The organism is Laceyella putida (assembly GCF_042665195.1).
In the GTDB taxonomy this organism is placed as follows: domain Bacteria; phylum Bacillota; class Bacilli; order Thermoactinomycetales; family Thermoactinomycetaceae; genus Laceyella; species Laceyella putida.
The window spans coordinates 35,467-49,411 of the sequence record NZ_JBHTBW010000062.1 but is presented as its reverse complement, the minus strand read 5'-3'; the positions used below and the strand labels follow the sequence as shown (position 1 = coordinate 49,411).

Annotated in this window: 16 protein-coding genes; 2 read left to right on the top strand and 14 right to left on the bottom strand. The window is 48.6% G+C overall.

The annotated features are described in order from the left end of the window. Nucleotides 1-105: 105 nt before the first annotated feature. The 14 genes from ACFQNG_RS17285 to ACFQNG_RS17220 all read right to left on the bottom strand — a co-directional run bounded on the left by ACFQNG_RS17285 (nucleotide 106) and on the right by ACFQNG_RS17220 (nucleotide 11,201). Nucleotides 106-990, bottom strand: coding sequence for a DgaE family pyridoxal phosphate-dependent ammonia lyase (locus tag ACFQNG_RS17285; protein WP_379866974.1), 885 nt, complete (start codon nucleotides 988-990; stop codon nucleotides 106-108). Next, complete coding sequence (locus ACFQNG_RS17280) at nucleotides 935-1,207, bottom strand: PLP-dependent aminotransferase family protein (RefSeq protein ID WP_379866972.1); 273 nt, start codon at nucleotides 1,205-1,207, stop codon at nucleotides 935-937. Before ACFQNG_RS17280 ends, ACFQNG_RS17285 begins: the two co-directional genes overlap by 56 nt. Nucleotides 1,208-1,246: 39 nt before the next feature. Beyond that, the gene (locus tag ACFQNG_RS17275; RefSeq protein ID WP_379866969.1) at nucleotides 1,247-1,894 is read right to left on the bottom strand and encodes a DUF4310 family protein; all 648 of its coding nucleotides are present in this window, start codon (nucleotides 1,892-1,894) and stop codon (nucleotides 1,247-1,249) included. A 1-nt stretch (nucleotide 1,895) separates the two neighbouring features. Continuing rightward, a complete protein-coding gene (locus ACFQNG_RS17270) occupies nucleotides 1,896-2,681 on the bottom strand; it encodes a DUF4311 domain-containing protein (RefSeq protein ID WP_379866967.1) in 786 nt (261 codons plus the stop codon). Between the two features lie 25 nt (nucleotides 2,682-2,706). Beyond that, nucleotides 2,707-3,045: a DUF4312 family protein gene (locus ACFQNG_RS17265; protein ID WP_379866965.1), complete on the bottom strand. Its 339-nt coding sequence runs from the start codon at nucleotides 3,043-3,045 to the stop codon at nucleotides 2,707-2,709. 3 nt (nucleotides 3,046-3,048) lie between these two features. Next, a complete protein-coding gene (locus tag ACFQNG_RS17260; RefSeq protein ID WP_379866963.1) occupies nucleotides 3,049-3,414 on the bottom strand; it encodes an SFCGS family glycine-rich protein in 366 nt (121 codons plus the stop codon). Continuing rightward, nucleotides 3,411-3,785: a PRD domain-containing protein gene (locus ACFQNG_RS17255; RefSeq protein ID WP_379866961.1), complete on the bottom strand. Its 375-nt coding sequence runs from the start codon at nucleotides 3,783-3,785 to the stop codon at nucleotides 3,411-3,413. The genes ACFQNG_RS17260 and ACFQNG_RS17255 overlap by 4 nt, the downstream gene beginning before the upstream one ends. Further along, a complete protein-coding gene (locus tag ACFQNG_RS17250; protein WP_379866959.1) occupies nucleotides 3,778-4,902 on the bottom strand; it encodes an amidohydrolase/deacetylase family metallohydrolase in 1,125 nt (374 codons plus the stop codon). The genes ACFQNG_RS17255 and ACFQNG_RS17250 overlap by 8 nt, the downstream gene beginning before the upstream one ends. Nucleotides 4,903-4,918: 16 nt before the next feature. Next, nucleotides 4,919-6,781 carry a BglG family transcription antiterminator gene (locus tag ACFQNG_RS17245; RefSeq protein ID WP_379866957.1) on the bottom strand — a complete coding sequence of 621 codons (1,863 nt, stop codon included), beginning with the start codon at nucleotides 6,779-6,781 and terminating at the stop codon, nucleotides 4,919-4,921. Nucleotides 6,782-7,081: 300 nt separating this feature from the next. Beyond that, entirely contained in the window at nucleotides 7,082-7,690 is a 609-nt protein-coding gene (locus ACFQNG_RS17240) for a nitroreductase family protein (RefSeq protein WP_379866955.1), read from the bottom strand. 649 nt (nucleotides 7,691-8,339) lie between these two features. Beyond that, nucleotides 8,340-8,744, bottom strand: a complete 405-nt coding sequence (locus tag ACFQNG_RS17235; protein ID WP_379866953.1) for a hypothetical protein — start codon at nucleotides 8,742-8,744, stop codon at nucleotides 8,340-8,342. A 117-nt stretch (nucleotides 8,745-8,861) separates the two neighbouring features. Beyond that, nucleotides 8,862-9,137: a hypothetical protein gene (locus ACFQNG_RS17230; protein WP_379866952.1), complete on the bottom strand. Its 276-nt coding sequence runs from the start codon at nucleotides 9,135-9,137 to the stop codon at nucleotides 8,862-8,864. Nucleotides 9,138-10,150: 1,013 nt separating this feature from the next. Next, nucleotides 10,151-10,831, bottom strand: coding sequence for a metal-dependent hydrolase (locus tag ACFQNG_RS17225; protein ID WP_379866951.1), 681 nt, complete (start codon nucleotides 10,829-10,831; stop codon nucleotides 10,151-10,153). Between the two features lie 16 nt (nucleotides 10,832-10,847). Further along, the gene (locus ACFQNG_RS17220) at nucleotides 10,848-11,201 is read right to left on the bottom strand and encodes a YlbF family regulator (RefSeq protein WP_379866949.1); all 354 of its coding nucleotides are present in this window, start codon (nucleotides 11,199-11,201) and stop codon (nucleotides 10,848-10,850) included. A gap of 214 nt (nucleotides 11,202-11,415) precedes the next feature. Between ACFQNG_RS17220 and ACFQNG_RS17215 the strand changes: the two genes are divergently transcribed. Then, complete coding sequence (locus tag ACFQNG_RS17215; protein ID WP_379866947.1) at nucleotides 11,416-12,843, top strand: YheC/YheD family endospore coat-associated protein; 1,428 nt, start codon at nucleotides 11,416-11,418, stop codon at nucleotides 12,841-12,843. After that, a complete protein-coding gene (locus ACFQNG_RS17210) occupies nucleotides 12,843-13,940 on the top strand; it encodes a YheC/YheD family endospore coat-associated protein (protein ID WP_379866946.1) in 1,098 nt (365 codons plus the stop codon). Before ACFQNG_RS17215 ends, ACFQNG_RS17210 begins: the two co-directional genes overlap by 1 nt. The last annotated feature ends 5 nt before the right edge of the window (nucleotides 13,941-13,945 follow it).

Sequence of the window (13,945 nt, the reverse complement as noted above, 5' to 3'; positions counted from 1 at the left end):
AGTTTGTTCGATATCCCCATCTTGGCGATACCGAACAAGTGTCATTCATCCAACCACTTTAGAATCGGGTCATTTATCGCGTAAGTCTGTTAAATTGAATTTTCATCATTTCGCCCCCGCCAGTTCCCTGATTCGCTTCACGATGACTTGTTCTTGACCCGGCAACAAGGGGCGCGGATCAATCTGAAGAATCCCCATATTGGCATAATGATGGCGGGTATAGATAGCTGGATCTCCCCCTTCCAACCGCTTCATCAATTCCGTCGCGCTCCAGCCCAATCTTTGCGCGTCGATTCGCAGCTCGGCCCGGTATATTTCCCTGCCCGCTTCATCCCGCGCCAATCGGCACTCCAGCCCGTTGATGTCGGTTAATTGGTCTATCAGCCAACCCATGCGCTGTTTTTGTGCCTGTGCTGTCTCTTCTCTTGTGCCGTAGCGCTGCAGTGCTGTCAATAGCCCGATGATCGCTTCTTTTCCCACCTTCATGGCTCGGCCAATGCCTTTGTACTGTGCGCGACAAGCTTCAATCAAGTCCGCCCGGCCACAAATCAAGCCGGAGGTGGGACCTTCTATCGCTTTTCCGCCACTGTAAATCACCAAATCCGCTCCCATCGCGGTATACCGCCGCAGATCCGCTTCCGCCGCCGCATCGACAATCAGGGGAATCTTATGTTCTTGGGCTACGGAAAGCATCGTTTCCAACGATTGCATCCCCTTTTGCACGGCATGGTGTGACTTCACATACATTAGGGCGGCCGTGCGGTCGGTGATCGCTTCCATCAGGTGGCGTTTTTCCACATGATTGGCATGTCCCGCTTCCATGGCTTTCCCTCCCCCCAAAGCGATCATCTGCGTGATCGAAGCACCAAAATGAACGGCATGCCCCTTTTGCAGGACAATTTCATTATGAAGTCCCTCCGAATCTGGCAACCTTTCAATGCGGGTCAACTGGGTTCCCGCAATGACGGCCGCAACTGATCGCGATGCCACTGGCCGCTCCCGACGTCACGCAACCATCCTCAGCGCCTGTAACGCCCGCAATCGCCTTGCCCACCGCAACCATGAGTTCTTGCATGTCCACATAATCCATCGAGGCTGCCGACATGGCTTGGGCGATCTCGGGATGAATCGCACTCGCGCCCAACGCTGTCATCTTTCCACTCGCATTGATGATTTGCTTCAAACCAAACTGCTGATAAATCCCCATCACGACCACCTCTTTTGGCAAAGGCTCATTCAGCCCCGGTTATTTTGCGACGATGGGAAAAATCGCCCCCATCACCATCGCGCCTAAAATCGCTCCACCCGCAATCGGCTTTTTATAAGCATAAAAAACAGCGGCTCCCACCGTTGCGCCAATCCCGACCGGAATCGAGGCCATGATGGCGGCAATGACAATCAGCGGGCCCAGGTAGCGCCCGGCGGCATTCCCCGCTCCCATCATGATATCCGCCCCATAGGTGAAGTTGGCTGAGTGGATCGTCACCTTGCGGATGAGAATGATGACAAGGCCAATCACCGCACCGATGAACGCGCCTGTTGCCAGCGAAAGCGGAAAGGAGGTGAGCGGCGCAGTGATTCCCACGGCCAGCATAAGGGCGGGAATCCCGATGCCTACACCTGTTTGCAGGGCGCCACCAATATCCAGAATCCCTACCAACGGACCTTTCAACACACGGGCAAACAAGAAGCTGGCACCAAATGCCGCCGCCGCCCCATAACCGCCTCCCTTCATACCCGCTTCCAACATGGCCACCACGGCAATCTCATTAAATGCGCCAATATGGTAAACATAGTACAGATGAGTTCCCGCAAATATCCTCGCCGACAGGCAAGCGGCAAATAAAATGAACGCCTTCTCCGAATACCAAAATCCTTGGTTCCGCTCATCCAACTCACTTCACCTCCAAGCCAAACAATTGATGCAAATCGATGAGTCCTTGGGGAATTTCCAACTGCATGCTCTCCAGCAACTTCACATCAAACCCACGGAAGAACCCACTGAGAATAAACAGCATGATCACCGCAATCACAAGGGCTTTGGTAATTTTGTTCCAACCGCTGTCATCTACCCCTTTACCGATGAGAATGCCCAAGACGATGCCCGGCACCGCATTCCCCATAATCAAATGGGCCATCCCGCCCAGCACCGTCCCCCAGATGCCTGTCCGTTTGCCGGCATCCATCGCCGCCGTCCAGAATACGATCGGCATGATCGGATTAATCAACCAATCCGCCGCGGGAATGAGAACCGCCGTAGCCACCTTTTGCATCGATTCAGGGATCGAGGCCGCGGTGGAATTGAGCACAGTCACGACGATCACTCCGACAATCGCACCGGCAACCGCCATCTTTTTGGGATGATGCAAGGTTTCTTCAACCTTTCTGTTTCTCCACAATAAGACAGCCGCCGCCCAGTTCGGAATAATCCGGTGCTCCACATCTTGCGTAAAAGCCCCAGCCCCCACAACGGAAGCCCATGAATTGAACAAAAAACCCAACCCGAATGAAAAGTGCGAAATCGGTTCCCCTTCGCAAGCATTCAATTCCCCAAACGTCCGGAACGCACCCATCCCTTGTATGCGTGGCGCATGAAACATCCTGGCCGCCCCGGCCCCCACGCCAAAGCCGACGAGCGCCCCGATAACCATGGATTCCAAGATAACGATCAACGTCTCCATATGCTCTCCCCTTCGATCAGTGGCTTTATTCCATCCGGATCAGATGTTGGACCCGAGTCAGCTGTTCTTCTTCTGTATCAAAGTCAATCTTTGCCACATCAATCACTCGCAATTGAACCGTAAGGTTCACCGTAATCTCATAACGGTTCCGCTTTCTGGGAAACAAGAATCCCAGAAAGCGTTCCGTATGGATGGTTTTCTTGGCATGAACGATGTCCATGCGCTCAGGTTCAATGCGGATGGCCAATCCCTCGATTTCTTGCGCAACCTTGCTTTTCACCTGGGCAAAGATTTGGTTAAAGGCACTTTCCTTTGTTTCTCCCGCTCCCGTCAATGTGAAAGTATGGGTCAAAACTCGCAGCATCGGTTACCCTCCTGTGATGTTGATATACTCTTCAGTCAGCCTCCGCCCCAGCTCATCCGTATCCATAAATCCAAATCCCACCACTTTTTTGCCCTTGCGCAGCGCGGTGATTCCCGCTTCAATCGAACGCAATCCATACTCAACCGGAACCTTGTATTTCGTTTGGGCCGTGATGGCGCCAGCGCCGCCGCTGCCGCAGAAACATATGCCAAAATCGGCATCTTCTTTTTTCATCACATCCCCCACCTTCATGTCCGCCCCCACGCCGGGAATCAAGATGGGAAAACCGCCGGCCTGCTCAACACCCCGCGCCACCTTCTGCCCCTTGCCCAATCGGTCACCAATGACCACTTTCACTGTTCGAGTCACTTCGTATCCTCCTGTTGTTCCAGTTTTGCCGCAGCAAAATGCAAGGCCAGCAATAATATCTCAATATTGGTAATGTTCAAGTTTTTATCCCGGCCATAGGCTTCAAGAACCTTCCGGCTGAGCCCTTTCATTTCCTCGCTTACTTGGTCCCACAATTCTTGCTCGACTGGCGGGAGGCATTCCCCTTCCTCCATCCGCCTCATAAAAGCTAACACATGAACGGCTAGCGCCATCCAACGATCATGCGACAGAGACAACGCCATCTTCTCAGTCTGTTCTTTGATCCGGACAAGCAATGTCTGCAATTCCGTTTTTTCCTGTGGAAGGAGCGGCTTGTGTGTGGCAATCTCTTGAATCAGCTGCTCAATCATGTCTCCATACCTTTCCTGATTTAATCGTGTTTACAGCCCGCAAATAAGGGTTTCCCACCATTTGCTCGGCTTCGGAATCAACCAGCGTGATCGGCTCGGCGATCCATTTTAATATCGTGAGATCAGCCACCGTATCTTTTTTTAGCGTGCCCAATTCATCAGCCAGCCCCAAGATGCGGGCAGGCCTCCAAGTGACCGCCGCGATGACGTCCTCCAAAGGGTAGCCCATGGCCAAGTATTTGTTCATCGTCGTAATCAAGCTGTGTACAGGACCCCGAATGTTTTCGCAGTAGATATCTGTGCTGATCGAAAAAGGAGACAGGCCCAGTTCTTTGATGCGCTTCATTGTTTGAAAGCTGAAACTGGAACTGCCATGGCCCACATCCCACAACACCCCACGCTCCATTGCGCAAACCGCTTCGGGAATCAACTGTCCATTCTCATCCAGAAGCCCACCCTGCTTTCCATGAAACGCATGTGTCACCACATCCCCGCTGTCGAGCAGATCCAATATCTCCCCCAGTTTTGGTGGCGCGTTTCCAATATGAACCATGACCGGCAATCCCACTCTCTGGGCAAGGCGCTTGGCCATGACCAACGGTTGCAAACCGCTATCTTTCACCACTGATCGACTCATGCGCGCTTTGATCCCCCGTATCAGCGGAAATTGCTTGATGAGCCGTTCGGTTTCGTCCGGTTTCAACAGACTGAGATCAGCCAGTTCAGACCGACCATCACACAACCCTTGCGATGCGATATTGATCCACAACAGCACTTGCGTCTGATTAAGCTCCACGACTTCCCTCAGGAAGGCCGGAAAATCGCGGGAACCTGTGCTCCCCGCATCCACAAGCGTGGTTACGCCTTGTCGGATGCCAACCTTATCCGCCTTGATGCCCAATGCGGTCCGCCGTTCAAAAACATGGGTGTGCAGATCGATCAGTCCCGGCACCACAAAACAACCCGCCGCATCCACCACTTCTGTCGCCAACCCCGCCTGAACCGTCCCCGGCGCAAACCAATCGGCTATTTTGCCTTCCGTTACGCCGACATCAAACGGACCACAGATGCCCTGAGACGGGTCCAACACGATTCCATTCACAATGAGCAGATCCATCCGCCTTCTCCTCTTCTCAGACAAAGTAACAAAGGATCGCATCCAGTTCGCTCTCAGGCACAACCAACTTTTTCTCTTGCATGATCCGCACCAATTTGGCGCGAATCGTGGCCAATGGTTCCATTTCCCACTCCGGTTCAACGCGCGGGCTCTCATACGTCAATCCAAACGCCAAGCGATTCACCATCAGCATCAGATGCAGCGTTAACCCTTCCGCCCGTTGCTCACTCAACCCCTCGCCCATTTCGGACAAAACGGTTCGACTCAGCTCAAATCCTTTACAGATCACTTCCTGCATCATTTGCTCCATGGCAGGCCGATCCCCATTTAACGAATCCGCAGTGAGCGAAACAGGCTGATTCATGCGCAATTCCGCAATCACTTGTTCGATCGAAGCAAAGTCTTGCTTGGTGGGGAACCTGTTCACCACCACCGCGGGAACCGTTACTTTGACATTGACGACACTGATCACCAAATCGGGTTCTTGGGACTGGATCTGGTGTTCGAGACCGATGGCTGAACAACACCCGATCACATGTAGGTGCCGAATCTCTTGCTCAAGAATCGTCTTTAGAAATTGTGCGGTTCCCCTGCCCGTCCCACAGACAACCAAAGCCTTGATCCGTTTCATCTCCTGCTTTCGCTTGAGCGACGCGAGAAAATGCAACACGATATAGCCGATATCAGCATCTGCGAGATGCATCTCCCGATTTCCAAACATGCGCCGGCACACCTGTTTGACCACCTTGAACATATCCGGATACAGACGGGTAATCTCCGACATCAAGGGATTGGGTTCGACCACTCCGCGTTGGCGCTTAAGCAATTTATCCGTCATATGGGCTAATAAATGTTCAAGCAAGCGAACATCTTGGCGAAAATCTATCTCCATCTGCTGACTTACTTGGGTGATAAGCTCTAAGGTTAAAGCATAAACATCGACTTGTCCCTGTTTGGTCAGGGAAGCGATTCCCCCCATGGCTGGTCGACTGATAAACAAGACTTCATGTTCGGATATCGCCAAACCGATGGCAGCGGACAACGAGGTGAGCGTCTGTTGAAAAAGGCGAAATACCTCGCCTTTCTTCATGTCAAGCAGTTCGCTCGCCTCATAGGCCACTTCATGATCCGAGCGCAAGCGGTGAATCACGATACAGAGGCGAATAAAGATGCCAATCACGGCGCGATCTGTAAACTCCATGCCCATCGCTTTTTCGCATTGTTCCGCAATCTGCCTGACGGCGTGAAAGACCGATGCAAGATCATCCCGCGATAAGCGGAACTTTTCCATCACGCTGCTCACCCACAGTGGTATCTCACTTTCCTGAATGATGGCTTGCACAATATCAAACATGTCACTGCCACTCAGCATCTCCTGAACCGTATGCTCCAGGGCCAAGCGCCGATTGATTTCCGTGCACTCCAACCGAATGCCCAAGCGACTTCGTTCCACCCGCACATTCCAGTTTTCCAGGACGCTTTCCGCCACGGACAAATCGGAGACGAGTGTATTCCGACTCACATTCAGCTTCTTGGCCAACCCATCGATTTTGAAATAACCGTCATGGGGCAATAACTCCATCATCAAATATCTGACCCGTTCTTGAGGAGGAAGAACCACATCCGTCAGTTCCCTTTTTTCCAACAGGTCCGTTAAACGACTCCGGAGAGTTGACTCTTGATCGATCCAAATCCCTTTGTTCGGTTTTGAGTGCAACTCCACTTGCTGATCCTGCAACCAATATCGAACAGATTCAAGATCGTATTTCACCGTGCGCTCGCTCACTTGCAACTCCCGGGCCATATCTTTGATTCGTATCGGTTCGGGTGAATTTAAAATCATGCACAACAGTTTAACCGAGCGAGATGTTAATAGCATGCTTTTCCTCCTGAATCATTTGCTCGCAAGTGTGTTGATTTATCAGATTTGGGTTGTTGGATTAATGCATAATCAACACTGCTGATTCGCTTGTTTACAGAAATTATATTATAAGTCCCTATATTCCAAAAAGTATGAATTCATTCACCGTGGATTAGTGCAATTTTTGATGGGACCCTATAACCATTCAAAGTTTAAAGCGTTTTTCAAATAAAAAACCTGATTCCCTTCATTTAGGCAAAGGAAATCAGGTTTTGCTTTTGAACAAACATCCTTATGTTGGTTCGCAACTGCCGTCAATTATTTGAAGAATTTCACGCGTTCTTCCAGCGGTTTGAATGTCTTCTCCCCCGCCGGTGCCGTCGGTTTGCCAAATGGCATTTGGGCGATCAACTTCCAACTGTCCGGAATGTTCCATTTTTGTTTCACTTCATCATCGATGAGCGGATTATAGTGTTGCAAGGTGGCTCCGAATCCCTCAAGTTCCAAGGAGGTCCAGATCACAAATTGAAGCATGCCGGAAGACTGCTCAGACCATACGGGAAAATTCTCTTTGTATAAAGCGAATTGTTCTTGCAGGGATTTAATCACTTCCTGATCTTCAAAAAATAAGACGGTGCCGTAGCCGTTGCGGAAGGCGTTCATTTTCTCCTCTGTTGAGCCAAATTGGTCTGCCGGCACGATTTTCCTCAATGTTTCCTTTGTGATGTCCCATAATTGATCATGGTGTTCCCCCAATAAAACGACCACTCTGGCACTTTGGGAATTAAAGGAGGAAGGTGTGTGCTTGACAGCATGATTCACCACTTCTTGAATCCGTTCATCCGAAACGACCGCCTCTTTGCTGATTCCGTAGATGGACCGTCTCTCCGCCACAGCCGTATAGAAATCTTTCACGGTATCTGCCATATGCTTCGTCTCCTTATCAGATGGATTTCCGAATATTTTGTCCAAAAAACCCATTCCAAACCCCACCTTCATTTGATTTCAGTAAAACGTTGTTTTTCAACGCCACTCCTTGTTGGGCTTACTTATCGCCCACTTTTTTGTCGTAAATGACTTTATGTTAGTATGATACCGCGTATAACTTATTATTGTCAACATACTTACTAAAATATAGCAAATGATTTTCGGAGTAAATGATAGGCATTCTTATGGCCTGAACGTTCCGATGCAAAAAAATAACTGCCATTCATGCACTCTCCTAGCTCATCTTCTAAAACCCGCATCTCGGCATACTTTTCAACCGATTTTTTAGGGAAACCTAACATTTCTCCAAGATAATGTGTTTTTCATAATCGTTCTCTGCGATGTCCATACGTTCTAAATACGTCTCTTTAAGTTTGTCGTTTTGAAAGAAGATATAACCGTTAGGCTTTCCCTCATACGGATTGATGTGGGGGTATTGGATAAGTTGTTGGTAGTAAATTTCGTTAAACAGCTTACCTTTCCAACCCAACACCACAGGTTTATACCCGTCTAGAAACGCTTGGTAATAAAATTACCTGTTTGCGCAGGGCATCGCTTACGCTCTGCAATCTATTAATACGAATGTTACTTATTCTTGAATGTGGCATGCTAACTTTTTTCCTAACCGTCCTATAATCCGCGCAAACTTCATTTCATTTGATAGCGCTAAATCTTTCGCCATTTCGGAATAACTAGCGCCTGGATACGCGCACAAATATTCAATAACTGCACGCCGCTGTTCCTTGTATAACTCTTCGGCGTATATCCGCTTATCTCTTAATTCCTCGCGCATACGTGATAACTCCCGGCGCTCCTCTTCGTTTAACTCATCGTGTTTAACCCCGATCGTCACCTTGCCGCCGTTTTTCCGTATCTGTTCCCTTACAATCTCGGTAAACTCGTTTCTTATTGACCCTTCAATATAAATGTAAGTAAGCGCCTTCCTGTTTATATCCGGGCGGATTACACCGTGACAAATGTCGTCAATAATCATGCCCACACGGGCACAAATACGGCATCCCACGTCTTCAACAGCTTGAAGGTAAAGATTAGAAACGAATGATTGATTGTAATATATCATTGTTCTCATTTAGAAAATGGCGTAATTTCTTTAGAATGGCGGCGGATAGCTTTGATTTAGCTTACCGGTTTCAAAGTTTACGTTATCGAACCTATCAAGCGGGTAAAGAAGGCGTTTTAATTCGTATTCATACCAATCGGCGGGAGCGCCTATACATTTATCTAGTTCTTCTTCTACGTCCTGCGCGAATGACTTTTTATTGTTGTACTCTTTAAACGCATTGCTTACCGCTTCGTTTCCGCCGTCTGGCATTTCACCGAAGATAATTTCATACGCTAGATTGTCCAGTGTGATTAAAACCTCCATCATATAACCGGATTTAAAAAAACTCCTTCTATTTAATACTCATTAAACTACCGCCAGTGCATTTTTAGCCAAACTTTTTCGTAGAAAACCACTAATTAATTGGATAAGAAAACAAAAAGACGTAGCTACAAACCACGTCTTAACCAGTGCAATACTTCACCGCCCGAAGTGTTTAAATGCTGATTCCTAACATGTGCCATCGGTAGGAACGATTGGATAAACGTAAACGTTAAAAACGAGTGAAAACGCTATGCGATAAAGAGTAATTTGTATCTGGGCAAAAAAAATACCTTTCATACTTACATGAGAACGACAGTGATTCAATACGACTTTAATCACAACTACCCGCGTAGCCAGATTGACGCATTTACATACTTATCCATTATTCACACTTATGAAAACGATTGGACAAAAGCCGAAGAACGTATTAGAATTGCATTAAAGATAGCACGCGATGTTTCCCAGACTTACCGTTTATCAAAAGTGTTGATTGTATTCGGTAACGTATATTTAGAACAATCCAAATACAGGGAAGCATTTACAAAGAGGCTGAAAAATTATCTGCACAAAACAAACTAAAACAACGGCAATATACCGCCTTATTGCAAATAGAGCATTGTTTTTATCAGTTAGGGCTTAAAGAAGAATGGGAAACATCTGTAATGAACCTCCTAAGCCTTCAACGAGAATTAAACCTAAGAAGTGAGAATGAGATTTATGTTGTTCGTTAACCACTTTATGGGCGATGATGATTTTAACGATTAAACAAAAATATGTTTATTATCTTGGCAGGGAGCCTTAGAAGCATCCCCATGTTGCTTGTTACACAATACGAAGTAAAAGGCGCTACCGGAATATCGGTGCGCCTTTTACTTTGCGGTTTTTCCAAACAAATGAACACAAAAAAAGAGACGGTTTCCGGTGCCGTCTCTACCAAAGGGGGTTTTCATCCTGTAATCATTGTAGATGAAAACCATTACAGGCAGGTTACAGAAAATTTACAAATAGATATCTCACCATGCCAACTCTTGCCCTGGCTTCATGACGCTTCCTTTGATCCCTTTCTTGCTGAGCTCTTCGACAAAACGCTCGCCGTTCTGCTCAATCAGGGGGAAGGTGTTGTAATGCATCGGAATCACATGCTTGGCTCCAAGCCATTCCGCCGCCACGAGGGCATCTTCCGGGCCCATGGTGTAATTGTCCCCGATCGGCAACAAGGCCAAGTCAATGGCTTTGCGCCCGATCAGCTTCATGTCGGAGAAGAGGGCCGTGTCTCCGGCGTGGTAGAGGGTTTTCCCATCCAGGGTCAACACGAAACCGGCGGCGGGCCCCATATAGATGATTTGCCCATCCACTTCATATCCTGAACCATGCAGGGCCGGAACCATTTTCACATGGCCAAACGGAAAGGTGTACCCACCCCCCAACGCCATGCCATGCGCCTTCACGCCCTGCTGTCCCAGCCAACCCGCCATCTCGGCCGAGGCGATGACGGTCGCTCCCGTGCGCTTGGCGATGGCGACCGTGTCGCCCACATGATCCCCATGTCCATGCGTAACCAAAATATAATCGGGATGAAGCGCATCCGCTTGAATCTTGGCTTGTGGATTGCCCGTGATAAATGGATCGATTAACAAACGAGTCCCGTTGTGAGCGATCTCAAAACAAGAATGACCGTGAAAGGTTACCTTCATGAGCCTTTCTCCTCCTTTAATCTTGTTTCTTTTCATTCCACAATTGTTGCACTGGTTCCATGATGATGCGCTGAAGATCGGACAGGAATACGTGGAATCGCTGTTCCGCTTCCAGATACCGCATCAGGACAGGAACCCCTTGGATCACCGTCCCCAGCTTTTCAAGCGCTTCTTTCTGTTCCGGGGTCGGTTCTTTCCCCTCCAGCGCCAGCCGTTCCATTTCCGCTTGTTTCTTATGTAAGTCAGTCAGCATGTCGTGAACCGTCGGATTTTCTTCCACTTGCCGTTTGGCCTCAAGCAAAGCCTGATAATACTCAGAAGCGCGAATGCTCCTGGCCAATTGATGAGCGTGATCGTATGGATTGACCATCAGACGTCCCTCCCATTTCTCATGGTAACATGTTTGGGATTGTCATGCCACACGGTTCAATCCGCCGGATTGCCGGGCGATCCCCAGCGAAGGCCACTTAAGACCAAGCTTGGGTGCCGGACGCACAATTGCAAAATGCCAAGCCTTTTTTATTCACTCTCACATATTAGGTTACATACCATACATTAGTTAATTCAGGCGGAAGGGGATTACCATGGGGCTGGCAAAAGTTCAAATTCAGATACTACCCAACCAACAGTTTCCCGATCACATCAATATCATGATGAGTGATCAATTGGCCAAAAAATTAAATATCCATACCAACACGCTCTGGGTTGCCTTTGGCTCTTCCATCGCTACTGGTTATATTGCCCGGATGAAACGCGCCAATCATAAAATCATCTTCATCAGCAACAACTTGGCCAATAAATTACTGTTACCCGCACAGCCGCTGATTCATGTTCAGTTTGACTCTCGTTCCCTCCGTTTGCGTATCGGTCCCTTATTTGGGATCTTGATCAGCAAAATGCCCCAAACCGAAGACGACCAATTATTCGGCCAAATGACCCGCTTCCTGGGCGAATGTGAGGCCACCGGACAGAACAAGGGAATAAGAGTCGCTGTGGTATTGGCCGATACGATTGATATTGAGCGCCGTGGAATCAAAGGATGGATCAAGGTAAACGACCGCTGGCTAGCTACCACGCTCCCACTGCCTGATGTCATCTATAACCGAATCACGTCGCGAAAGATTGAAGAAAAGGATGCCGTGCAAACGAATTTGGCCCGCTTAAAAAGCCAGTTTCACATTCCCATCTTTAACGAGCGGTTTCTCAACAAACTGGAAGTGTACCAAATCCTGTCCAAAGATGAACGCATGCGCAACTACCTGCCGGAAACCCATCTCTACCAAACGGATAAATGCAAAGAATTTTTAAACCGATATTCCACCATCTACTTGAAGCCGACCAACGGCAGTCTTGGGCAAGGGATCATTCGCATTGTAAGAACCGGACCCGAATGGCTTTATCAATCGGCAACAGCCAGCGGAACGTTCTCCAAAACGACCTCATCCAAAAAAGAGTTGCTCCGTCTCCTTAACAAGAAAATCAGAAACAAACCTTATATTATGCAACAGGGACTCGATTTGATCAAGTATGAGCGGCGTCAGGTCGATTTTCGCGTGCTCGTGCAAAAAAACATCCAAGGCGAATGGCGCATCACTTCTTCCGTCGGGCGCATCGCCAACGACCAACATATCGTATCCAACTTGGCGCGGGGCGGAACAATCCGCAAAACCAGCGAGTTGCTGGATGAATTGGCGCTCAAACACAAACCCAGCGTGAGTGACATCAAGCATGCCGCCTTATCGATTGTAAACACCTTTGAGGAGTTGGTTGGCGGACATTATGCCGAGTTGGGCATCGATCTCGGAATTGATACACAAGGGAAAATATGGTTGATCGAGATTAATTCCAAACCGTCCAAAACGGATGATACCGTCATTAATCCCACCACACATAGGCGACCTTCTGTGTCCAGACTCATTGAATATGTACAATATCTCACTCTTCTCCAGCATAACGCTCATTCCCCTCCTTCAGCGCAACACCAATGGACATTACGAAGGAGGAAACCATGATGGATAAACAGACATTGGGCATTACGGTGTGTCGGGAAAAGGCATTGAAGAAGATTCCCCCGTTTTATGAAGCGCCTTATTTTCTTCAACTCGCACAAGAGGGGAAAAAATGGGGCATCGAGGTTTTTGTTTTCGTTCCGATGGACATCAACTGGCGGGAGCGGACCGTGTCCGGATGGACCGTCCAATCCCACGCAACATGGGTGAAAGCGACCAAACCGCTTCCCTCGTTGATATACGATCGGTGCTATTATTCAAACCAAAAACAATTTAATGAATATCAACCTTATATCAAGCGGCTGCGAACCGATCCCCAGATCCATCTGCTCGGTACCCCGCTGAAAGGGAAATTGCAGACGTTTGACATATTAAAGCGCAATGACAACCTTCATCCATATCTTCCACCCACCATCTTGTACCAATCGGCCAAAGAGGTCTTCCTGTTTCTTGAAAAATACCGCGGAGCCTTGGTGAAGCCAAACGGGGGAAGCCACGGCAGGGGGGTGGCCGCGATCCTTCCCCAGTCAACGGGATATCAAATCCGTGGCCGCGACCAGATGAATCGCCCTATGTCCCGGCACATCAAGAGTAAAGAAGAGTTAACGTCTTGGTTAAACTCATTCATTAACCATTCCCGCTATCTCGTTCAACCCTATCTTTCTTTATATACACCGGATCGACGTCCCTTTGATATCCGCATCTTAATCCAGAAAAACGAACAAATGCAGTGGGAAATCACAGGGATGGCCGTCCGCACAGGCAAACCTCAGTCAATCACTTCCAATTTGCATGGTGGCGGAGAAGCCGTTTCCATCCAAACCTTTTTGGAGACGCACTATTCCCGTCAAGACATTGCCTCTATCCTGTCGCAACTCACCCGGATCAGCCAACAAGTGCCACAAACCATCGAAGCCTATCACGGAAATTTGGTGGAATTGGGATTGGATATCGGAATTGACCAACATGGACGCATATGGATATTGGAAGTGAACTCAAAACCTGGGCGCACCATCTTTATAAAAACAGGCGAATTGGAACTTCGCGAGCGAGCTGTCCAACTTCCGATCCGGTACGCACACGCTTTACTCGAGCAGTAGGAGGG